We start from the raw sequence: 21,467 nt of genomic DNA, 5'->3' as shown, positions 1-21,467 counted from the left end.
GACTAGCTTAATTTAAGCAAATCGAAAACCTATAAAAACTCTATCTTTTTTTGAATCAATCAAATTAGATAGAGTTTTTCTCTTTTTAATGATAAGGCACCACTACACGACCTAACTTCTTCGAAAAATTATTCAGCAGTTTAGAATAATCAATCACCATGCTTAAAATTTCTGAATTATCTTCTTGCGGATTCGTTAGAAGAGAATTTTTTAATTCTGCTATGATTGCAGACACCAAATACCATCGCATAGCAAATATCGTCTCAGAAACATTCTGCTCAATCGTTTCACTTTTTTGTTTCGGAAAAATATTCTGCCCTTCCCAATTATGAATGGTCAACCTTTCGTCTTCCATTAAAATATTGGTCACTTCCTGAGCAAATTCAGGCTCCAAATGCATCAAATATTTATCCAAACTAAATTTCTCATTCTGATTATAAAAATCAATAATATTAGTGTAAATATTTTTAAATAAAACATTCGACAACTCTATCTCATCTTCCTGAAGGCTTAAATATATTTTTTCGAATACCTTATATTGTCTTTTTTCAGAGACTTCTTTTACATTCCCTTCTTCATCTGCTTTCAAGAAAACATCTTCAAAATCTTCTACCACACTTCCGTACAAAAGTAAAACCTCAATGACTTTTCTTTCGAAACCATATAAAATATCTACTTTTTGAGTTTGTTGCGGAGGGTAATATCCTGGATCTCCTGGATAATCGTAACCTTCTGGCGGGCCTGTTCTCGGATCTTCTGGATCTCCTCCAGAAAACGTACCTGCTTGTGGAGGTTGATTTCTAACAACCTCAAAAGGTTTTTGTTCTTGTTTCTGCTTTTTATTAGCATCAGCTATATCCTTCTGAATTAGCTGAGCTAAAGTGCTCGTTAAAACCTGCTCAGAAATATCCATAATTCGGGCACATTCCTGAATATATACTTCACGCTGAATACGATCTGGTATTTTTGAAATACTCGTAACCATATCACGAATCAGATCAGCTTTTTTTATTGGATCGTTTTTAGCTTCGCCCATTAAAATCGAAGCCTTAAACTGAATAAAATCTTTACTGTTGTTTTCTAAATAAGCAACTAAATCGTCATGAGAATTTTTACGGGCAAAACTGTCTGGATCTTCTCCCTGAGGAAAAGAACAAACTCGCACGTTCATTCCTTCTTCCAAAATCAAATCAATTCCTCTAATGGCCGCTCGTAGACCAGCTGCATCTCCATCAAAAAGAACGGTGATATTTCGCGTCAGACGATTGATCAAACGAATCTGATCTGGAGTTAAAGCAGTTCCAGATGACGCCACAACATTTTCTATTCCGGCTTGATTAAACTGAATCACATCGGTATATCCTTCAACTAAGAAGCAGTTATTTTGTTTGGCTATAGATTGTTTTGCATGATAAATTCCGTAAAGGACTTTACTTTTATGGTAAATGTCACTTTCTGGCGAATTCAGGTATTTTGCCGCTTTTTTATCATTGGTTAAAATACGCCCACCAAAACCTAAAACACGCCCCGACATACTTTGAATCGGAAACATCACACGGCCTTTAAATCGGTCAAACGGACGATCTTCTCTCGGAATTGTTAAACCTGTACTTTCTAAAAATTCTAATTTATATCCTTTCCCAAGAGCCTCTTTCGTCAAAGCATCCCAAGTTTCTGGAGAATATCCTAAATTGAACTTTTTAATGGTTTCGTTGGTAAATCCTCTTTCTTTAAAATAAGACAACCCAATTGCTTTTCCTTCTTCAGAATTAACTAAAACATCCTGAAAATATTTGGCTGCAAATTCAGAAACCAAGTACATACTTTCACGAATATCTGTATTTGCTTTTTCTGCTTCTGTCTGTTCGGTTTCTTCAATTTCGATATTGTATTTTTTAGCCAAGTATCGAATCGCTTCGGGATAGGTAAATTGTGAATGTTCCATTAAGAATTTAACAGAATTCCCTCCTTTTCCTGTACTAAAATCTTTCCAGATCCCTTTTGCCGGAGAAACCATGAACGAAGGCGAACGCTCATCTGAGAATGGACTCAAACCTTTAAAATTACTTCCTGCGCGTTTTAAATTGACAAAATCGCCAATAACCTCCTCTACTCGAGCAGTTTCAAAAACAGAGTCAATGGTGCTTTGTGAAATCAAAGTATATTAAAATTTTAAAAGTTGAGAGCTTGCAAAAATACGCAATTCTTGCTGGAATTTTTATCATTTTAAAGCAAAAAAGCATCTTAAATAAGATGCTTTTTTCACTAACTAAACGACCAGTAATTTTAGTTTAAATCTACGCGAAGTCCTAACGATATGTTATTCTCTTTTACTAGATTATCCTGAAACAATGGGTTTAAATCGTACTTAAAATATAAACTCAATTCTCTATAACCGATATACGAACTCAGACCATAAATAAAATTATTTACATTGTAATCGCCTTTTATGGTGGTTTTATATTTTAAATCTTCTTCTTCAAATTTTAAAATCTGTTTTGATTTTACGTTGATTCCTGCATAACCTCCAACACCAAAACGGAAACTTTTATGGGTTTTAAAATACGTTTTCCCGTCGCGCTCTATTGGCCTTGTAAAATCAAATTCTAAATGCACAGGTGCCACCAAATACACATTTCTGAAACGAGATTCAGTTAAATGAACTGGATTTTCAACCAGATTTGTCTGTTCGCCATCTACTACAAAACTTCTGTTATTTGTTGGACGTATATTATTGTACATTAATGAAAGTCCGTATTTGGCATGAAGCAGATTATCGTTTTTCATTAATCTTGAATTATAGGTAAATCCCCATTCATAAAAATGCGATCCCATAAATTTATAATTTGAGTCCTGAAGTTTTCCGTCGACCATCATATTGTTTAATCCCATTGCAAATACAAATTGGGATGTTGTTCTTTTTTCACTGCGAATAGAATCTTTATGGTGACTATATGACTTCCAACGAATCATATACACTTTTGCAGAATCTTCTTTTATTTTTCCGTCTACTTTTTTCTGAACAAGATCATTTAATTCATTTTGAGCGAGAGTTACTTTTTCTTCGATAATTACAGCTCTCGCTTCTGCTAATTCTTTTTTACGTTTGTCTGCCTGTTCTTGTGTAATTTTCCCTTCAGACAACTGAACATTTACAGCTTCAACTTCTTCCTTTAAAGTTTCTTTTTCCTCTTTGGTAATTTTCTCAATTTTATCAGCAATTCTTTTCGCTTCAGACTCAAAAGTTTCTTGTCCTACTACTTTACTTATTACTAAAAAGAAGAAAAGTATAAGATAAATGGTAAAATTTCTCATGATTGATTGTTTTAAAATGATTGAATATTTGATTGATGATGATTTTTTAAATTGTGAGTGGTAAATCCTATTCTTGCTGATTTCTGTTAGATATAGCAACTTTAACTTCCTGAAGATTTTTGTTCACTTTTGTGATTACTTTTTCTCTAAAAGAAAGTTCCAGTTCTCCATCGACCTGATTGAGCAAATCATTAGCATTGATTTTTACTTTTGCCTTTTTGATTTGATTTTGAGCTACAACTTTATTTTCAGCTGTCTCTAATAACTGATCTACATTTTCTTTTTTTGAAGTTTCTGTAATTTGAATTTGATTATTTACTGATTCTTTTTCTTGATTGTTTTTGATGATGATTGAAGACTCCGCTACTTGATTTGATACATTTTTAATGATTTTATTTGAGATTTGACTTTTGGCTGTTTTTTCTTTATTAACTGTTTCCTCTGAAATTTTTTCAGCAATTATAGTTTCCGTTTTTACCGAATCTGCTTTATTTAAAATAGGTTCTGTAACTGATTTTTTGGTTTCAGTTTCTTTTTCAACAATTACCGTTTCTGGCGTTGCGACTGATTTTTTATTTTGATTGAAAAACAAAGTCCCAATCAATAAAAATCCGATCAAACTGGCAGCGATATACAACCATTTTCTATTTCTCTTTGGTTTCTTTTCTTCTGCTACACTCAACATGGCATCCAATCGATCCCAAGCTTTGTTGCTTGGTTCAATTTCGCGTTGGTTTAGTTTTTCACGGAAATCCTTTTCAAAATTATTCGGTTCCATTATCTTGTTTTTTTAAAATAGTAATTTGTGTTTGCAGCATTTTTCTAGCATGCGATAATTGCGATTTTGATGTTCCTTCATTTATTCCCAACATCTTGGCAATTTCATTGTGTTTGTAGCCTTCAATCGCATATAAATTGAAAACCATTTTGTAGCCATCGGGCAAAGCATCAATTAAATATTGGATCTGTTCTACCGTAAATTGGCTGTCGATTTCATTAAAGCTTTCTTCAACAAAAAATTCATCTTCGGCAAATTTTACTTTTTTCTGAACTCTTAAATAAGAAATGCATTCGTTAACCATAATTCTTCGAATCCATCCTTCAAAACTTCCTTTGTGCTCAAAGTTTTTGATATTCGTAAAAACCTTCATGAAAGCCGTTATCATTACATCTTCTGCCAATTGTATGTCTTTTATATATTGACGGCATACACTTAACATTTTTGAAGAAAACTTACTATAAATCTGCTGCTGTGCCTGACGATTGTTCTCGACAGCCAGCTTTATGATTTTGGTTTCTTCTTGATGTAACGAAATAATTTTCATTAATAAGCTTTTCGGTTTTGGTTTTAGAAACAGACTTCTATTAGCATAGACGATTGTCGATTTGAAATGGTTGCATCTGGTTTAAAAAATTTCAATAAAAAAAATCCAAATTCCAACCACAAGAAATATAACACTGATTTACAACAAAGTAAATCAATTATCAAATTGACAAATTTTCTGATTATCTAATTAAAAAAGATTATTTTTTTCTCTCAATAACGTAGTTCACCATCAAAGTCAAAGCGTCTTTGTATTCTGAATCTTCGAAGTTTTGAAGTAGAGAAAGTGCTTCCTGCTGGAATTGCACCATTTTGTTTTCGGCGTAAGCCAAACCATTGTTATTTTTCACAAAGGCAATCACTTCTTTTACGCGTTTTTTGTCTTTGTTGTGGTTTTTGATGGAGTTTATCAGCCACTTTTTTTCTTGCGGAGTACAAGTATTTAAAACATGAATTAAAGGCAACGTCATTTTTTGCTCTTTAATATCTATTCCAGTTGGTTTTCCGATGGCTTCTTCGCTATAATCAAATAAATCGTCTTTGATCTGGAAAGCCATTCCTATCAATTCACCAAACTTACGCATGTTTTCTACCTGAGCATCGTCTTCGATTACAGCTTTCGCGCCAAGCGCACAACACGCTGCAATAAGCGTCGCTGTTTTCTTTCTGATGATTTCGTAGTAAACATCTTCTGTAATATCAAGTCTTCTTGCTTTTTCGATTTGAAGCAATTCTCCTTCGCTCATTTCACGAACGGCCACAGAAATAATTCTCAATAAATCAAAATCGCCATTATCGATTGAAAGCAGTAAACCTTTCGACAATAAATAGTCTCCAACCAAAACAGCAATTTTGTTTTTCCAAAGCGCATTGATTGAGAAAAATCCGCGACGGCGATTACTGTCATCTACTACGTCATCATGTACTAAAGTTGCGGTGTGAATAAGCTCAATTACTGAAGCTCCGCGATAGGTTCTTTCGTTTACTGTCCCGCCAGAAACCATTTTTGCAGTAAGAAAAACAAACATCGGACGCATTTGTTTTCCCTTGCGGTTTACGATATAATAAGTGATTCGGTTTAATAACGCAACCTTTGAAGTCATCGACTCATGGAACTTTTTTTCGAAAAGTTCCATCTCGTTAAAAATGGGCTGCTTTATTTGAGACGTAATATTCATTTAGACTCCAAATATACTATTTTAAATAAAAATACGTTGTGTATTTTAGGTTACGATTGCAATATTTTATGTCTAAACCTAAAAATTCCCACCAAAAATAGCTCTAACTAATACTGATTTGAATTCATTAACGTAAAAGAAAACCCAAAACTATTTATTTATGAAAACAAAATTTTTATTAATTGGAACATGTATAATTACATTGTCTTTTTTCATTAGCTGTAATTCTGATGAAAAAACAAATGACGGATCATCAGCTAAGATTACAAACGACGAAATTGTAGCTAATTCTAAAATCGACGCTTCTGTAGAAGACGTTACTAATATTGCTGAAGACCAGTTTAGTTCTCAGCTTAACGTAACTTCAAAACCAAGCGGACCAATAAAAAATTATCTTCCAAGCTGTGCCACAATTACTACGGTTTTAACCAATAATACTTGGACAAAAACAGTAGATTTTGGCGTAGAAGGCTGTACACTTAATAACGGAAATACTGTAAAAGGAAAAATGGTCGTTTCTTTCTCGAACGATTTTACATCTTCCACACAAACCATCAGCTATACTTTTGAAGGGTTTTATCATAATGGCAGAAAACTTCAGGGAAGCAAAAGCATTGTAAGAACGATCAAGGAAACTGATTTATTAGTAACACCACACCCCGTATCAACAGCAGCCATAGATCTAACAATTACTTTTGATGATGGAAAAGTTTATTCTAGAAAAGGAACTCTCATTAAAGAAATGACTTCTGGTTACGATACTTGGTTTGATTGGGATGATAATGTATTTGTCGTAACAGGAAGCGGTTCTACGACTTTCCCTAATGGAGATACTTTTTCGGCAGAAATCACAACTCCTTTAGAATTTAATGCTTCTTGCAGAAAATCTATTGCAGTAAAAGGAATTGTTTCTATTACTAAAAATGGCGCTTTGGCAACTATTGATTATGGAAACGGAGAATGCGATACTCTAGCAAAAGTAACCAAAGATGGAGTTACAGAAGAAATAGATTTGAAAAAATAAGCATCCTTTTTGTCCAAAAAAAAGCATTAAAAACGAGAAATAAGTCTTGTTTTTAATGCTTTTTTTATACCGATCAGATACTCCTAACGGAGTATTTCTTTACGCTTCTTTGTTGGCTAATTGTCCGCAGGCGGCGTCGATGTCTTTTCCTCGGCTACGACGTACTTTTACCACTACTCCAATATTTTCCAACGCTTTTATGTAAGCCATAATCGATTCTTCTGAAGCTTGTTGGAATTCACCATCATCAATTGGATTGTATTCAATCAAATTAACTTTACATGGCACATATTTGCAGAATTTCACTAACGCATCAACTGAAGCTTTATCATCATTGATTCCTTTCCAGACTACATATTCGTAAGATATCTTACTTTTTGTTTTTCTGTACCAATATTCTAATGCTTCTCGCAAATCTTTTAAAGGAAAGTTTTTACTGAAAGGCATAATACGAGCACGTGTCTCGTCTATTGCCGAATGCAGAGAAACTGCAAGCTTAAACTTCACATCGTCATCTGCCATTTTTTTGATCATTTTAGGAATTCCTGATGTCGAAACCATAATTCGTTTCGGAGACATTCCTAAACCTTCTTCAGACGTAATCATATCGATAGCTTTAATGACATTATTATAATTCATTAAAGGCTCTCCCATTCCCATAAAAACAATATTCGAAAGTGGGTGATTGTAATATAAACGGCTTTCTTTATCGATAGCTAGAACTTGATCGTAGATTTCGCCCGGTTCTAGGTTTCTCATTCTTTTTAATCTTGCTGTTGCGCAGAAATTACAATCTAGACTGCAACCAACCTGACTAGAAACGCAGGCAGTAGTTCTTGTTTCTGTCGGAATTAAAACCGATTCTACCACAAGTCCGTCATGAAGTCGAACGGCATTTTTCACAGTTCCGTCACTACTTCTCTGCATGGTATCAACTTTAATATGGTTGATTACAAAATTATTTTCAAGCATTGATCTTGTAGCTTTCGCTACGTTTGTCATATCTTCAAAACTGTGAGCGCCTTTGCTCCATAACCACTCATAAACCTGATTTCCGCGGAAAGCTTTATCTCCATTTTCAACAAAAAAATCGCGAAGCTGGTCTTTTGATAAGGCTCGTATGTCTTTTTTCTCCATTTGCATGCTGCAAAGTTAATCACTTTTGTCATTTTTTGCTTTGTTTTTACATTCATTCTTAATTAAACCTCAAAAAAAGCTGGTCAAAAAATGAAGTTGACATTTTTCGACAAACAACACAACAAGCTAACAAGCAAACAGTTAACTCTTAATTCTGTTTTACAAAAATCAAAATCCTAGGAACAACAAGGCTTCGCACTCTTTACTATACCAATTTAATAAAACTTTCGCCATGATTTTTATCATTCCTATTTCTTCACGCGCGTGATAATTTTGGTCTAAGAAATAAGGGCATCTCATAATTCTTTTACCACTAACTGAATTCTACAGCTTCCTTATTTAAATGATTAACCTATACTTTATCAACATGAAAACAATTCAATCATTTTTACTGACAGTAATTTTTACAACAATGGCATTGCAGGCAAATGCTCAAAAAAATTATAATGTAGCTGCAAACTCAACTTTTGAAGTGGCAGGCACTTCTACCGTACACGATTGGGTAATGAAATCTACAGAAGGAACAGGAACTGCCAGCCTAATGGTTAAAGATGCTAAACTAGCAGGAATAAATAGCTTGACTGTTTCTTTATTGGCAGAAAGCCTAAAAAGCTACAAAGCAAGCATGGACAAAGTCGCTTATGAAGCCATGGATACCGAAACACACAAATACATTGAGTATGTTTTAAAATCCGCAGAAAAGATTGATGAAACAACTTGGAATCTTACAGGAGTGTACACTATTGCAGGCGTAAGCAAAGAATACAAAACTCAGGTAAAAGTAACGACCAGCAAAGGAAGTTTCATTTTGCAAGGTTCTAATCAAATCACTTTTGGCGATTTTGAAATGACGCCTCCTAAAGCAGCTCTTGGAGTTGTAAAAGCGGGGAAAGATTTAACTGTAATCTTCAATATTATTCTGAGTTAGAATTCTTATTGATAATGTTAAAGAATACTCCTTTTTTAACTTTTTGCCAATTCAAAATAAATGTTAAAAAATATCAATTTGATAAAATCAACCTTCTCTTTTTGCTTTAACAATCGATTCTCTAAAAAATGAAAACGTTGTAGTTATTAAATACCTATTTAATAAAATTTTAACAATGATTTTTATCATGTACAAAGCTAATTTATAGAGAGATCTTTGATTCAAGTTAAAACAACATTCTTAGTACTAAATAGAAACTGGCCGACTATTAACTTATTTTTTCACAATATAAACATGACAAAAATGAAAACAAATACATTAAAACTTTTCGCCATTGTAACAGCTTTTTTAGGAATCAGCACATTTGCGACAGCACAAAAATCATATGCATTAGATGACAAATCAACTTTTTCTGTTGCGGGTACTTCTACGCTTCATGACTGGGAAATGAAATCGGCTTCTGGAACTGGAACAGCAACTTTAAATATTGCAAATGGAAAACTGACTGATATTGAAGCTTTGACTGTTACTCTTTTAGCAGAAAGTGTTAAAAGCGAGAAAAAAAGCATGGATAAAGTGGCTTACGAAACCTTAAAAACAGACAAAAACAAAAACATTAAATACGTTCTTAAATCTGCTGAAAAAGTAAATGAAACAACTTGGGAACTTACAGGAACTTATACCATTGCCGGAGTTAGCAAAGTTTACAAAACTTCTGTAAAAACAACGGTTACAAAAGATGGATTAAACCTTCAAGGAACTAACAAAATCACTTTTACAGATTTCGGAATGAAATCTCCAACAGCAATGCTTGGAACAATTAAAACAGGTCAAGACCTAACACTAAAATTCAATTTAAACTTTAATTTATAAACGCCATGAAGAAAATTTATATTCTATTCGTCACATTAATCAGCACATTTGCTGTTCAGGCACAGGTCAGTTTTGGAAACATGCAAAACCAAATCTCTAGAGGAAAAGATGGTATCAACGTATTCGACGTTCAAAAAGACAATCGAGAATTTAAAGGTCTTAGTATTGACCTTGGAGGTGCTTTCAACATGGATTTCCAAGCAACGAATTCATTCAACGACCAACCTAATAACATTACAACTACTACAGGGACAACAACTAGATCAATTACAGGATATCGTTTAATGAATACTGAGAACAATTTTACGCTTCCTGCTGCTGATATGTATCTTGGTGCTCAATTGTTTGATGGTGTAAGAGTAAATTTAGATGTCTACTTAGCTTCAAGACACCATAATGAATCTTACGTAAAAGGTGGATATTTACAAATTGACAAGTTAGATTTTATCAAAAAGGATTTCTTGGCTGATTTCATGAAATATGCTACAATTAAAATTGGGCAAATGGAGAACAATTTTGGTGATGCTCACTTTAGAGGTTCTGACAATGGTAATACAATCAAAAATGCATTTGTTGGAAACAACATCATGTATTCTTTCACTACAGAAATGGGTATGGAAGTTTACTATAACAGAAGCGGATTGGTAAGTATGTTAGGTGTTACAAATGGTAATTTAAATCAAAGTAACGAAGAAGTTTTTTATCCTAATGGACCAAACGCTAATACAACGCACAGCCCTTCAATCTTAGCTAAATTAGGTTTTGACAAACAACTTAATGAAGATTTGAGAGTAAGATTAACCGGTTCTTATTATCATAATGCAAATCTTGGTAATGCCAACATATATTCTGCTAATAGATCAGGATTTGGTTATTGGGGCATATTGAACAATAACGCTTATAAAAACACCATAACTAAGACTGATGCTAATGGTGATACCACTACAACTCCAATTGATGTTCCTGCTAGTTTTAATAAAAAATCTACTCCGGAAGCAACGTTCAACCCTAATTTCGGAAATTGGGCTACTACGTACATGATCAACCCTTTTGTAAAATATAAAGGACTTGAATTCTTCGGAACAATCGAATTAGCTTCAGGAGGAGATAAAGTTGGTAGTGACGATAAACGTACTGCTAATCAATATGCTTCAGAGCTTATTTACAGATTTGGAGGAACTGAACAATTCTATATCGGAGGAAAATACAATACTGTATCAGGAAAATTATCTAATGCTGATGCTAAAAAGGTTACTGTAGATAAATTTGAAGCAAGTGCTGGTTGGTTTATGACTAAAAACATTTTAGCTAAATTAAACTACGTTAATCAAAAATATAAAGATTATTCACAATTTACAGGAGATCCTGCTACTGGAAATCTAAACAACTTTTATGGTGGTAAATTTGAAGGTTTAGTATTCGAAGCAACTATTGCATTCTAATGTAACAAAAATGAAAACGAGATTTTCAATCTTAATTATGGGTTTAGTAGTTTTCTTTTTCTTAGGAAGTGCTAAACCCACTTTTTTTCCAGAAGATACAGCTGTGGTAATAAATAAAATAAAAATAGAAATCACAGGCCTATCAACTGTGGGCAAATACAATTGCTCAAACACCTTTTCTATAAAAGATACTGTTTACGTAAACTCAGTTAAAAAGAACACTTTTAATACCGACATTAAAATGTCAAACTTTGATTGTGGCAATAAAATAATGACGAAAGATTTACAAGGAACAGTAAAAGTGAAAAAATTCCCCAACAGCACAGTTTCTATCAGCGATATAAAATCAATGGGGAAAAATTACAAATGCAGACTAAACTTTTTCATAACTGATAAAACACTCAAATACAAAGATTTTATACTATATAACACCGATGATAAAATTCAAGGAACACTTAGTTTAAAGTTCTCTGATATTGAGTTGGAGCCACCAGTAAAAATGGCTGGTCTCATTAAAGTTAAAGATGATATTGTGATTAATTTCAGTTTATACAAAAACTAATATTTTTCTTCTAAAAAATTAATGCCCTACAGCATAATTTCAAAATTTGGCACAAGAATTGTTTTACTCTAAAAAGAAAACATAATCTTACAAAGAGCTCAATCATTTTAAAATTTGTAATTTTATTTTTCAGCCATTTTAACCTTTAAGTTTTATCAACCTAAAAAAAAAATTGAAATTATGAAAAAACAAATTTTGAGTTTAGCTATAATTGCTTTATTAGCATTCGCTGTTCAATCATGCGAGAAAAAAGAAAACAAACCTGCAGAAGACGAATTAACTCTTGGCAACAAAGTTGATTCTCTGACATCAGATATCGAAGAAGTGAAAGATACTGCGGTAAGTAAAGCTGAAAGTGCCGCTACTAAAGCTAAAGATGCTACAGAAAAAGCAGCAAATGATGTAAAAGACGCTACTAAAAAAGCAGCGGAAGATGTAAAAGATGCTACTAAAAAAGGTGCTGAAAAAGTAGAAAATGCTGCAAAAGCTGCAAAAGACGGAACCGTAAAAACAGCTAAAGAGGTAAATGAAGCTTTGAAAAAATAAATTTCATCTAAATCTGAAACAGAAACCATCCACTCACAGCGGATGGTTTTTTTTATGCCTAATATTAAGGGCATATTTTTGTATTTTTGTAACTAAATTACAAGATACTACAACATGCATTTTATATCTCAAGAATTAGAAGATTACATCGAACAGCATTCTGAAAAAGAACCAGAATTGTTGGCGAAACTCAATAAAGAAACTTATCAAAAAATACTTCTACCAAGAATGCTAAGCGGGCATTTTCAAGGCCGTGTTCTAAGCATGCTTTCAAAACTGATTCGCCCAGTTAATATCCTTGAAATTGGGACCTATACTGGTTATGCTGCTTTGTGTTTGTGTGAAGGAATGCAAGAAAACGGACAGCTACATACCATTGATATCAAAGAAGAATTGGTCGATTTTCAACGAAAATATTTTGATATGTCTCCTTGGGGAAAACAAATCTTTCAGCATTTAGGAGAAGCCGTAAGTATTATCCCGGATTTAGATTTAAAATTCGATTTGGTTTTTATTGACGCAGATAAGGAAAACTATTTGAATTATTGGGAAATGATTGTCCCAAAAATGAATAAAGGCGGCATCATTTTATCGGATAATGTTCTTTGGAGCGGAAAAATTCTAGAACCAGTTCATCCAAATGATGTCAGCACAAAAGTACTTTTAGAATACAATCAGCTTTTAAAAGACGATCCTAGAGTAGAAACAGTTTTATTGCCAATTCGTGATGGATTGACGGTTTCAAGGGTATTGTGATTTTTTAGGTTCTAAGGTTCTAAGATACTGAGATTCTAAGTTTTTAAACTGAATTAAGTGCTATTTAGTTATCCCCAGCTAAAGCTGGAGGCAACTCAACAACTATTAAAGATGAATTATAATACCGAAATAAGCTCTGAAGGTTTTTCAATCATAAATAATGTTTTTACAGAAAATGAAATTGAAAATCTAATTTCATTGATTGAAAATAAAACTGCAAATAATCAAGAAAATTATACTTTTAGAAAGTCTCAAGATTTATTTGCCATTAGACAATTTCATAAAGAAATTCCAGAAACGCTTCCTTTTATTTTTAATAAAAAACTACAGGACATTGTAGAATCTACTTTTGGTAAAGGCTTTTTTATAACTAAATCCATCTACTTTGATAAACCAGAAAAATCAAATTGGTTTGTAGCTTATCATCAGGATTTAACAATTTCTGTAAATCAAAAAATTGAAGCTGAAAATTTTGAAAACTGGACTGTAAAACAGAATCAATTTGCGGTTCAGCCGCCAACAGAAATATTAGAAAATAATTTCACAATTAGAATTCATATTGACAAAACCACTAAAGAAAATGGTGCCTTAAAAGTGATTAATAATTCACATTCGAAGGGAATCTTAAGAATTGAAAAACTTGATTTCGAAAAAGAAAAAGAAACAATTTGCGAGGTAGAAAAAGGTGGTATAATGATTATGAAACCGCTATTATTTCATGCATCAAATAAAACCACAAATAACGAACGCAGAAGAGTTATCCATATTGAATTTAGTAAACAACAACTGCCAAATGGTTTGGAATGGAGCGAAAAAACAATTCTGAATTAGTTTTTTTTTAAGATACTGAGGTTCTGAGATACTAAGATTCTAAGTTTTAAACTGAGAAATATATTAATGAATTGCCTCCAGCTTTAGCTGGAGGAACATAATTTAATATCTAGGGCTTTAACCAAATTAAGATTATTTAATTTGGCTAAAGCCCTTTATTTGTCCATAAAAAAACCTCCAACTAAAGCTGGAGGCAATTCAATTATATAACTTTCAAAATCCTAAAGAAAAACCTTAGAACCTCAGTTTCTTAGCAACTTAGAACCTTTCCAAAAAAATCTATCCTGGAAAATACTGTGGTTTTAGCTTTTTATAAACTAAATAAAGTAAAAATCCGAAAAGTGCTCCAAAAAAATATCCAGTAAGGATATCACCCGGAAAATGCAATCCTAAATAAATTCGGCTGTAAGCAAAAACTAAAGGCCAAAGAAATATGAATCCGAAATATTTGAAATAGCGTTTTAAAATCAAAAATAAGAAAGTTGCAACAGCCATAGTGTTGGCCGCATGTCCGGAGAAAAAGCTATATGATTTTCTAACCTGAACCACTCTTATAATTGTGTTTACTTCTGGATCATTACATGGTCGCAAACGCTGGAAAGTGTGTTTGAATAAGTTGCACGTTTGATCCGTAAAGGCAATCAAAACAGCTACAAAAAGCAGTAAATACAGGGTTTGTTTTCCTCCTATTTTTTTATAAATAAGATAAAAAAGCAATAGAAAAAATGGCGTCCAGTATAACTGATTTGTTATAATAAGCCATAATTTGTCGTATGTTTCAGAACCTAATCCGTTAAGAAAGATTAAAAGATCTTTATCTAATTCCTGTATTTTTTCAAGCATTACATTTGGCGTTTAATAGGTCCAGAAAGAGTATCAATATCTTCTTTTACTTTTTCGATTTCAGTTGCAGTATCTCCCAAAAGATTTCCTGGATCTCCAAGTAAATTTGATTTTGCATTATTAATTTCTGCGTTGATATTTCCAGTAATATCAGTCAAGGATTTCGCATCAAGACCATTAGCCTCTGCTCCTTTCTGAATTTCGCTTTTAATATCATTAGTTGCATTTTTTAATTGAGCCATAGCTTTTCCCATTGTACGTGCGATTTCCGGCACTTTATCTGAACCAAAAAGCATTAGTACTATAAACAGTATAAAAACTAATTCTCCTCCTCCTATACCAAACATAACTTTTAATTTTGTAGTCGCAAAGATATTAAATTTTGCAGCTTAGAGTTTTAAAATTAACTTAAAAAGTCCTTGAAAATACATTTAATTAAAATAAAAAAGCTCATCAAGCTTGTATAAACCTGATGAGCTTTTTATCTTTTATATTTTGATTAGTCAAATTTTGACTTCGTTTCTACTTTTGGCCAAGAGTTATTGGTTACATCAATATCTGCTGTTAGCAATTGCGGATCAACTTGAATACTTTTAATCGCTTTTGTAGTAGCATAGACTTTTCTAGCTGTCTCATTACTTTTTCTCCAGATTTGAGCTGGATATTTGTAATTGTCTTTAGAACCGTCTTCGTAAGTAATCTCAACTAAAATAGGCATAATCATTCCGCCTGGTTTGTTAAATTCTACTTCGTAGAAATATTTAGGAGATTTAATACTCGCTTTTTCTTCAGCTGTAAAAGTCTGATCCACATAATCTGCCAAAGGTTTAAAATCTTGTACTTTTAAAGCTTTTTTCTTTGAATCGCTTACTTCTGCATTATCTCCAGCAACTAGGTAAACAAAAGGTCCTTTTTCGTATCCAAAACGTCCCTTTCTAATTTTTACATCTTTAATGTCTGCCGTAGGAGTATCTGAAACGTAATATTGTTTTACATCTTTAATTCCGATATCTACAAAATCTGTTGAATAAAACCAACCTCTCCAGAACCAATCCAAATCTACTGCCGAAGCATCTTCCATTGTTCTAAAGAAATCTTCTGGAGTTGGGTGTTTAAACTTCCATCTGTTTGCATACGTTCTGAATGCATGATCAAATAATTCTCTTCCCATAACTACTTCTCTCAAAATATTAAGACCTGTAGCTGGCTTTCCGTAAGCATTATTTCCAAATTGATGAATAGTTTCAGAGTTAGACATAATCGGCTCTAAAAACTTTTGGTCACCACTCATGTAAGGAACAATGTTTTTTGCAGGTCCTCTTCTTGAAGGGAAATTTGAATCTAATTCCTGTTCTGCTAAATATTCTAAGAATGAATTCAAACCTTCATCCATCCAAGTCCATTGACGCTCGTCAGAGTTTACAATCATAGGGAAGAAAGTGTGTCCAACTTCGTGGATAATAACACCAATCATTCCGTTTTTAACTTCTTTGCTGGTTACCCCATTTTCATCAGGACGGCCATAATTCCAACAAATCATTGGATATTCCATGCCTTGATCTTCTGCAGAAACAGAAACGGCTTTTGGATAAGGATAATCAAAAGTATGAGATGAATAACTTTTTAAAGTATGAGCCACAACCATTGTAGAAGTTTCTCCCCAAAGCGGGTTTGCTTCTTTTGGATAAACAGATTCCGCCATAACAGTTCTGTTTCCGATTTTCACAGCCATTGCATCATAAATGAATTTTCTTGAAGAAGCAATTCCGAAATCACGAACGTTTTTAGCACTGAATTTCCAAGTTTTTTTCTTTTCAGAAAAACCTTTTTCAGCTGCTTCTGCTTCTGCCTGCGTTACAATAACAACAGGTTTGTCAAATGATTTTTGCGCTTGCTCGTATCTTTTTACCTGTTCAGCAGTAAACACTTCGCTTCTGTTCATCAATTCACCCGTTGCGTCGATTACGTGATCTGCAGGAACTGTAATATTTACATCAAAGTTTCCAAAAGGAAGAGCAAACTCTCCGCTTCCCCAGAACTGCATATTCTGCCATCCTTCAACATCATTGTAAACTGCCATTCTTGGGTAGAACTGTGCAATTACATATAATTTATTTCCGTCTTTCTCGAATAATTCATATCCTGAACGACCGCCTTCTTTTCTGTAGTTGTTAATATTATACCACCATTTGATTGAGAATGAAATTTTTTCTCCTGGTTTTAAAGGTGAAGTCAGATTAATACGCATCATGGTTTCGTTGATCGTATAAGACATTGCGCTTCCTTTAGCGTCTTTAACTTGCTCAATATTAAAACCGCGCTCTAAATCTTTTTTCAAATATTTAGAAGAAAAACCATCAAGCGGCAAAACCTGATTGATTTTATCACTTTCAGCTAATGAAGTCTGCGTATTTGCTTTTGCTTGATTTTGATCTAATTGAATCCATAAATACTCCAAACTATCTGGCGAGTTATTTGTATAGGTAATGGTTTCAGATCCGCTTAATTTTGAATTTTTATCATCCAATTCAACATCGATTTTATAATCTGCCTGTTGTTGGTAGTAAGCTGGTCCTGGAGCTCCAGAAGCTGTACGAAACATGTTTGGTGTTGCCAACAAATCGTACATTTGGCTAAACTTGTTTGTGTCGTACTTTCCTTGTTGTTTAGCAGGTGTGGTTGTTGCTTTATCCTGCGCTACTAACATTGCAGGAAAAAGTAATAATAATGAAAGTTTTTTCATAAAATTTTAATGGTAATTTCTTTAGGCTGTGAAAATAGCAATTAAAACATTAATTTTATCAATACCTTAATATTTTAACAATTCTTTCCTTGAAGATTCTGTAAAAAGCACACTTCTTTTTGTATCAAATGCTGAAATATGTGTAATATTTTGCTGTTCTGAATTCCAATCGACCAAAATAGTATTTGAAATTTCAAGCGTTTTGAATTTATCCACATCTTTAATTCTGGAATAACAAACCAAAACATCATCAGCCTCGACTTCTTTAGATAAAAAAGTTATCGCTTTTAACTGCCCATTTACTTTAATCAGAAAGTGTTCTGATAGATATTTTTTTAATAGTTCAACATCTGCGGGAGTTTCTTTGCTAGTGCCAACAAATGTTTTTTTGTGATATTTTTTCTCCATTGCATTATTCAAATCATCAATGAAAATGCGGGAAGTAATTTGCAGCATTTTCTTTTCTGCAGCATAATTTACCTGAAAAACACCAACATAAAATTTATGAAAAGCAAATGCTGAAGACAATATAAACAAAACTCCCAGCAAAGGGAAAACTACCTTTTTTTTCATTTTTGAACAGCCTCGGCTTTCTTAAATTCTTTATTCTTATTGATCATGAAATCCATCAACTGAAATTTCTGATCTGGATCTACCAATTCTTTAGAATGTGGATCGTTTGAGCAGTACATTAAGAAAAGCTCTAATTCGTCATCTTTAAGATTAAGTGTTTTGGCATAAAAATCTTTTGTAAAATTATCTTTAGCATATTCTACAAAAGCAATATCTGTAACTTCTTCCTCTTTTACTTCGTCTTTTTTACTTAAAAGCTTTTTGACATCTTTAAAAATTCGAACAAAATCGGTTCCATATTTTATGGTCTGATCAGAAAGCATTGCATTGTTTTTTGCGGTAGACTGTTTATCGTCTTCAAACTGCATATCAACATATTTCTGCGAACCACCTTGCATTGCTTTTACCTTTAATTCTTTATGAACCACAACTTCTTTAAGCTGATTATTAACCAAATCCAGCTTTATTTTCAAAAGAATCTCATCACAATCTTTTTCTGTTAAGACTACTTTTTTGGATTGAAATGACAGGCCTGAAAACAGCAAGGTGTCTTTCGGCTGCGCCATTATATCAAATAAACCGCCAGCTCCAATAAATGTTCTGACATTAGCATTAACATTCATTACATAACCACTTTCTATGGCTAAAAAATCATTGATAACCTGACCGTGTAATGGCTTCCTAAAACCGTTTTGCCCTAATACAAATTGACAAAATAAGCATACAACGAGTACTACTAATTTATTTTTCATTTTCGAGAATTGTTAGATATTTTCTTGCTAGATCTGTGATTAAAAACATACTCATTGTTTTGTTTTTAGTATTCAAAGATACAGCAAATTCAGTATCATCTACACAAAATAATTGAAATCCTTTTATATCATCTACAGGAATCTTTAATCGATTTGTATAATAATTCTCTTCAAAAAGATATTCCAGCTTTCTAAAAAGAGCTTCTTTTTTCTCTACATTCACTTCTTTTTTCAGCATCGCAGTTCGCCCCGAAATCTTATTCAAAAGCTTATCAATCGAAGTTGAAGTAGCCGTATAAACTTTTCGTTCTGCAGGTGTATATTTTTTTTGTCCGTACGGAATAATTCCTAAATTCTCAGCAGTTATATTGGCATTTTCATTCACAACCACCTCTTTTAATTGCACCTCTTTTGCAGTCATTTTTACAACCAAAAAGCCCGTAGTTATATCTTCCGAAGTGATCCTATGCTTAACAGGGTCTAAATTTACTGCAGAAAAAACCAAAACATCTCCTTCTCTGACTGCAATTGAAAAACTACCATCAGAATCCGAAACTGTTGCGGCCTGTGTAGCATTATTTATAATATTTACACCCTCAACAGAAGTAGACTGTTCCTGTACCTTCCCTGTCAATAGTTTAACATCATTTTTTTGCCCAAAACTTATTTGAACCAAAAGAAAAACAACAATCGATATAACTCTACTTATTCTCACCAGCAATCATTTCTTTATACTTTACAGCCAATTCTCCTAAAAGAAATTCTGTTGAAGTTTTATTTTTAGAATTCAAAATCACTGTAAACTTTTCATTCTCTACAGCATAGTACTCAAAACCTTTTACATAATCTGCCGGAATTTTTAATCGGTCAATAAAATGATCCAGACTAAACATATTCTCTAAAAGCCTCATAAAAAATTCCTTTTTCTCCACCGCCACTTCTTTCTTAAGCATAGCCGTTCTTCCTGAGAAAAAATTTAGTAATGGATCTGCAGAAATAGAACCTCCTGCCATTGTTCCTCCACTTGCAGTAGCATTTAGAGCGGTCGCTGTTTGCAGTTTACGTTCTGCTGCTGTATATTTCTTCTACCCCATAGGAATTACTCCCAAACTTTCAGCATTAATATTATCATATCGCTTTACCACAACCTCTTGTAATTGATACATAATCATACTAAGATTGACAGCAAAATTAAGATTTGAAAAATCTTCTTGTTTCAATAGAATTCTTTTTTCTTTAAAACTTATTGAAGAAAAAACCAGAACATCATCTGCTTTCGCCGAAATAGAAAAAGATCCTGATTCATTTGTTGTTACAGTTTCTTCAGTTTGCGCATTGATTACATGAATCCCTTCTAAATCTGAAGTATTTGAAACCACTTTACCACTAAAAACAGAGCGATCCTGGCTTTGTGACCAGCAAGTCTGCCCAGCCACAATAATTAAAAAACAAGTAATTTTCTGAAACAAAATAAAATAATTTAAAAATATTCTTAAAACGGTAAAAATATCCTAAGTCGTTCCAAATTTAATATTAATAACTTGGTAAAAATTTGTTAATTAAAACATTAAAAAATCAAAGAAAAACAGAGTTTTAATTATCTTTAGCAAACAAAATTTGAGTTTAAAAATCATGAAAAGCATTATCATTGCAAGCACTTCTACTTTACACGGAGGCAACTACTTAGAATATATTTTACCTACTTTAAAAACACATTTTAAAAATTGTAAAACAATCTTATTTATTCCTTATGCGCGTCCAAGCGGTATTTCGCATGACGAGTATACAAAAAAAGCCGCAGAAGCTTTTAACACAATCAATATCAATGTTAAAGGAATTCATGAATTTGAAAATCCGCAAGACGCTGTAAAAAATGCAGAAGGAATCTTCACAGGCGGAGGCAATACTTTTTTATTGGTTACCCAACTTTATAAAAACAATATTATGCAGCTACTTTCTGAAACCGTAAAAAATGGCACGCCATATCTAGGATCAAGTGCAGGAAGCAATATCTGCGGTTTGTCAATGCAAACAACAAACGACATGCCTATTATTTACCCTCCAAGCTTTCAGACTTTAGGATTAATTCCTTTCAACTTAAATCCGCATTATCTAGATGCCGATTTACAATCTAAACACATGGGAGAAACTCGTGAAACAAGAATTAAAGAATTCCACGCATTCAATACAATTCCGGTTTTAGGTTTGAGAGAAGGAAGCTGGCTAGAAGTTAAAGGTGAAAAAATTACCTTAAAGGGAGATCTATCCGCTCGTTTGTTCCAACAAAACCAAGAAGCTCAGGAATTAGAAACTGAAAGCGATTTAAGTTATCTGAAATAATTTTTCTAACCATATAAGCGATGTAAGTTCATTTAAAAAGACTAAATAAAAAACTTACACTTTCTTACATCAATTATATGGTTCAAAAAAGCACGAAAACAAAAAAGCCTCAAACAATGTTTGAGGCTTTTGAAGAGCGAAAGACGAGGCTCGAACTCGCGACAACCAGCTTGGAAGGCTGGAGCTCTACCAACTGAGCTACTTTCGCATTAATCGGGTGCAAATTTAAAAAATTTAATTTTTAAAACAAAATAAAAATCAAAAAATTTATTTTCACATAAGTAAAACGTGTTTACTTTT

At 32.9% G+C, this 21,467-nt stretch carries 23 protein-coding genes and 1 tRNA gene; 9 read left to right on the top strand and 15 right to left on the bottom strand.

Annotation, left to right across the window (positions count from 1 at the left end; all coding sequences use genetic code 11):
• Window positions 1-85: 85 nt before the first annotated feature.
• The 5 genes from dnaG to DM397_RS09230 all read right to left on the bottom strand — a co-directional run bounded on the left by dnaG (window position 86) and on the right by DM397_RS09230 (window position 5,817).
• Entirely contained in the window at window positions 86-2,158 is a 2,073-nt protein-coding gene (dnaG, locus tag DM397_RS09250; protein ID WP_111377270.1) for a DNA primase, read from the bottom strand.
• Window positions 2,159-2,286: 128 nt separating this feature from the next.
• The gene (locus DM397_RS09245) at window positions 2,287-3,315 is read right to left on the bottom strand and encodes a hypothetical protein (protein ID WP_111377269.1); all 1,029 of its coding nucleotides are present in this window, start codon (window positions 3,313-3,315) and stop codon (window positions 2,287-2,289) included.
• A gap of 67 nt (window positions 3,316-3,382) precedes the next feature.
• Window positions 3,383-4,093, bottom strand: coding sequence for a hypothetical protein (locus DM397_RS09240; RefSeq protein WP_111377268.1), 711 nt, complete (start codon window positions 4,091-4,093; stop codon window positions 3,383-3,385).
• On the bottom strand, window positions 4,080-4,640 hold the full coding sequence (locus tag DM397_RS09235) for an RNA polymerase sigma factor (protein WP_111377267.1): 561 nt from the start codon (window positions 4,638-4,640) through the stop codon (window positions 4,080-4,082). Before DM397_RS09235 ends, DM397_RS09240 begins: the two co-directional genes overlap by 14 nt.
• Window positions 4,641-4,839: 199 nt before the next feature.
• Window positions 4,840-5,817, bottom strand: coding sequence for a polyprenyl synthetase family protein (locus tag DM397_RS09230; RefSeq protein ID WP_111377266.1), 978 nt, complete (start codon window positions 5,815-5,817; stop codon window positions 4,840-4,842).
• A 160-nt stretch (window positions 5,818-5,977) separates the two neighbouring features.
• Between DM397_RS09230 and DM397_RS09225 the strand changes: the two genes are divergently transcribed.
• Window positions 5,978-6,841 (top strand): hypothetical protein, encoded by an 864-nt coding sequence (locus DM397_RS09225; protein WP_111377265.1) that lies wholly within the window; start codon window positions 5,978-5,980, stop codon window positions 6,839-6,841.
• Between the two features lie 99 nt (window positions 6,842-6,940).
• On the opposite strand, the gene rlmN is transcribed toward DM397_RS09225, so the two are convergent.
• The gene (rlmN, locus tag DM397_RS09220; RefSeq protein WP_111377264.1) at window positions 6,941-7,984 is read right to left on the bottom strand and encodes a 23S rRNA (adenine(2503)-C(2))-methyltransferase RlmN; all 1,044 of its coding nucleotides are present in this window, start codon (window positions 7,982-7,984) and stop codon (window positions 6,941-6,943) included.
• Between the two features lie 361 nt (window positions 7,985-8,345).
• On the opposite strand from rlmN, the gene DM397_RS09215 reads away from it, so the two are divergent.
• From DM397_RS09215 to DM397_RS09185, 7 genes are all read left to right on the top strand, one after another.
• The gene (locus DM397_RS09215; RefSeq protein ID WP_111377263.1) at window positions 8,346-8,906 is read left to right on the top strand and encodes a YceI family protein; all 561 of its coding nucleotides are present in this window, start codon (window positions 8,346-8,348) and stop codon (window positions 8,904-8,906) included.
• 303 nt (window positions 8,907-9,209) lie between these two features.
• A complete protein-coding gene (locus DM397_RS09210; RefSeq protein WP_239457827.1) occupies window positions 9,210-9,779 on the top strand; it encodes a YceI family protein in 570 nt (189 codons plus the stop codon).
• Window positions 9,780-9,784: 5 nt separating this feature from the next.
• Window positions 9,785-11,221, top strand: coding sequence for a hypothetical protein (locus DM397_RS09205; protein WP_111377261.1), 1,437 nt, complete (start codon window positions 9,785-9,787; stop codon window positions 11,219-11,221).
• Window positions 11,222-11,231: 10 nt separating this feature from the next.
• A complete protein-coding gene (locus DM397_RS09200; protein ID WP_111377414.1) occupies window positions 11,232-11,783 on the top strand; it encodes a hypothetical protein in 552 nt (183 codons plus the stop codon).
• Between the two features lie 180 nt (window positions 11,784-11,963).
• Window positions 11,964-12,329, top strand: a complete 366-nt coding sequence (locus DM397_RS09195; RefSeq protein WP_111377260.1) for a hypothetical protein — start codon at window positions 11,964-11,966, stop codon at window positions 12,327-12,329.
• Between the two features lie 114 nt (window positions 12,330-12,443).
• The gene (locus DM397_RS09190; protein ID WP_111377259.1) at window positions 12,444-13,085 is read left to right on the top strand and encodes an O-methyltransferase; all 642 of its coding nucleotides are present in this window, start codon (window positions 12,444-12,446) and stop codon (window positions 13,083-13,085) included.
• A 111-nt stretch (window positions 13,086-13,196) separates the two neighbouring features.
• Window positions 13,197-13,916, top strand: coding sequence for a phytanoyl-CoA dioxygenase family protein (locus DM397_RS09185; protein WP_111377258.1), 720 nt, complete (start codon window positions 13,197-13,199; stop codon window positions 13,914-13,916).
• Between the two features lie 279 nt (window positions 13,917-14,195).
• Here DM397_RS09185 and DM397_RS09180 read toward each other — a convergent pair whose 3' ends face one another.
• From DM397_RS09180 to DM397_RS24010, 8 genes are all read right to left on the bottom strand, one after another.
• Window positions 14,196-14,759 carry a phosphatase PAP2 family protein gene (locus tag DM397_RS09180; protein WP_111377257.1) on the bottom strand — a complete coding sequence of 188 codons (564 nt, stop codon included), beginning with the start codon at window positions 14,757-14,759 and terminating at the stop codon, window positions 14,196-14,198.
• The gene (locus DM397_RS09175; RefSeq protein WP_111377256.1) at window positions 14,759-15,106 is read right to left on the bottom strand and encodes a Sec-independent protein translocase subunit TatA/TatB; all 348 of its coding nucleotides are present in this window, start codon (window positions 15,104-15,106) and stop codon (window positions 14,759-14,761) included. Before DM397_RS09175 ends, DM397_RS09180 begins: the two co-directional genes overlap by 1 nt.
• A 152-nt stretch (window positions 15,107-15,258) precedes the next feature.
• On the bottom strand, window positions 15,259-17,502 hold the full coding sequence (locus tag DM397_RS09170) for a M1 family metallopeptidase (RefSeq protein ID WP_111377255.1): 2,244 nt from the start codon (window positions 17,500-17,502) through the stop codon (window positions 15,259-15,261).
• Window positions 17,503-17,568: 66 nt separating this feature from the next.
• Window positions 17,569-18,075 (bottom strand): DUF6702 family protein, encoded by a 507-nt coding sequence (locus tag DM397_RS09165; RefSeq protein WP_111377254.1) that lies wholly within the window; start codon window positions 18,073-18,075, stop codon window positions 17,569-17,571.
• The gene (locus DM397_RS09160) at window positions 18,072-18,827 is read right to left on the bottom strand and encodes a hypothetical protein (RefSeq protein WP_111377253.1); all 756 of its coding nucleotides are present in this window, start codon (window positions 18,825-18,827) and stop codon (window positions 18,072-18,074) included. Before DM397_RS09160 ends, DM397_RS09165 begins: the two co-directional genes overlap by 4 nt.
• Window positions 18,817-19,461 carry a carboxypeptidase-like regulatory domain-containing protein gene (locus DM397_RS09155; RefSeq protein WP_239457826.1) on the bottom strand — a complete coding sequence of 215 codons (645 nt, stop codon included), beginning with the start codon at window positions 19,459-19,461 and terminating at the stop codon, window positions 18,817-18,819. Before DM397_RS09155 ends, DM397_RS09160 begins: the two co-directional genes overlap by 11 nt.
• Before the next feature lie 67 nt (window positions 19,462-19,528).
• Window positions 19,529-19,840 (bottom strand): hypothetical protein, encoded by a 312-nt coding sequence (locus tag DM397_RS24015; protein ID WP_239457825.1) that lies wholly within the window; start codon window positions 19,838-19,840, stop codon window positions 19,529-19,531.
• 72 nt (window positions 19,841-19,912) lie between these two features.
• Entirely contained in the window at window positions 19,913-20,296 is a 384-nt protein-coding gene (locus DM397_RS24010; RefSeq protein WP_239457824.1) for a carboxypeptidase-like regulatory domain-containing protein, read from the bottom strand.
• Between the two features lie 163 nt (window positions 20,297-20,459).
• Here DM397_RS24010 and pepE point away from each other — a divergent pair, with 163 nt between their 5' ends.
• Window positions 20,460-21,167, top strand: a complete 708-nt coding sequence (gene pepE / locus DM397_RS09145) for a dipeptidase PepE (RefSeq protein WP_111377251.1) — start codon at window positions 20,460-20,462, stop codon at window positions 21,165-21,167.
• Between the two features lie 135 nt (window positions 21,168-21,302).
• Here pepE and DM397_RS09140 read toward each other — a convergent pair.
• A tRNA-Gly gene (locus DM397_RS09140) sits at window positions 21,303-21,375 on the bottom strand.
• Between the last annotated feature and the right edge of the window lie 92 nt (window positions 21,376-21,467).

Origin of the sequence: Flavobacterium nitrogenifigens, from assembly GCF_003254565.1 — a bacterium.
Classification (GTDB): domain Bacteria; phylum Bacteroidota; class Bacteroidia; order Flavobacteriales; family Flavobacteriaceae; genus Flavobacterium; species Flavobacterium nitrogenifigens.
The sequence above is the reverse complement of the archived record's forward strand: the minus strand, read 5'-3'. Positions and strand labels throughout refer to the sequence as shown.

Excerpts from the sequence above, each read along its gene's own strand:
- DM397_RS09230 (WP_111377266.1), bottom strand. The coding sequence starts at position 5,817 with ATGAATATTACGTCTCAAATAAAGCAGCCCATTTTTAACGAGATGGAA.
- DM397_RS09165 (WP_111377254.1), bottom strand. The coding sequence starts at position 18,075 with ATGAAAAAAAAGGTAGTTTTCCCTTTGCTGGGAGTTTTGTTTATATTG.
- DM397_RS09175 (WP_111377256.1), bottom strand. The coding sequence starts at position 15,106 with ATGTTTGGTATAGGAGGAGGAGAATTAGTTTTTATACTGTTTATAGTA.
- DM397_RS09160 (WP_111377253.1), bottom strand. The coding sequence starts at position 18,827 with ATGAAAAATAAATTAGTAGTACTCGTTGTATGCTTATTTTGTCAATTT.
- DM397_RS09215 (WP_111377263.1), top strand. The coding sequence starts at position 8,346 with ATGAAAACAATTCAATCATTTTTACTGACAGTAATTTTTACAACAATG.
- rlmN (WP_111377264.1), bottom strand. The coding sequence starts at position 7,984 with ATGCAAATGGAGAAAAAAGACATACGAGCCTTATCAAAAGACCAGCTT.
- DM397_RS09185 (WP_111377258.1), top strand. The coding sequence starts at position 13,197 with ATGAATTATAATACCGAAATAAGCTCTGAAGGTTTTTCAATCATAAAT.
- DM397_RS09245 (WP_111377269.1), bottom strand. The coding sequence starts at position 3,315 with ATGAGAAATTTTACCATTTATCTTATACTTTTCTTCTTTTTAGTAATA.
- DM397_RS09180 (WP_111377257.1), bottom strand. The coding sequence starts at position 14,759 with ATGCTTGAAAAAATACAGGAATTAGATAAAGATCTTTTAATCTTTCTT.
- DM397_RS09210 (WP_239457827.1), top strand. The coding sequence starts at position 9,210 with ATGAAAACAAATACATTAAAACTTTTCGCCATTGTAACAGCTTTTTTA.
- DM397_RS09225 (WP_111377265.1), top strand. The coding sequence starts at position 5,978 with ATGAAAACAAAATTTTTATTAATTGGAACATGTATAATTACATTGTCT.
- DM397_RS09200 (WP_111377414.1), top strand. The coding sequence starts at position 11,232 with ATGAAAACGAGATTTTCAATCTTAATTATGGGTTTAGTAGTTTTCTTT.
- DM397_RS09240 (WP_111377268.1), bottom strand. The coding sequence starts at position 4,093 with ATGGAACCGAATAATTTTGAAAAGGATTTCCGTGAAAAACTAAACCAA.
- DM397_RS09195 (WP_111377260.1), top strand. The coding sequence starts at position 11,964 with ATGAAAAAACAAATTTTGAGTTTAGCTATAATTGCTTTATTAGCATTC.
- DM397_RS09170 (WP_111377255.1), bottom strand. The coding sequence starts at position 17,502 with ATGAAAAAACTTTCATTATTATTACTTTTTCCTGCAATGTTAGTAGCG.
- DM397_RS09235 (WP_111377267.1), bottom strand. The coding sequence starts at position 4,640 with ATGAAAATTATTTCGTTACATCAAGAAGAAACCAAAATCATAAAGCTG.
- DM397_RS09190 (WP_111377259.1), top strand. The coding sequence starts at position 12,444 with ATGCATTTTATATCTCAAGAATTAGAAGATTACATCGAACAGCATTCT.
- DM397_RS24015 (WP_239457825.1), bottom strand. The coding sequence starts at position 19,840 with ATGGCAGGAGGTTCTATTTCTGCAGATCCATTACTAAATTTTTTCTCA.
- pepE (WP_111377251.1), top strand. The coding sequence starts at position 20,460 with ATGAAAAGCATTATCATTGCAAGCACTTCTACTTTACACGGAGGCAAC.
- DM397_RS09205 (WP_111377261.1), top strand. The coding sequence starts at position 9,785 with ATGAAGAAAATTTATATTCTATTCGTCACATTAATCAGCACATTTGCT.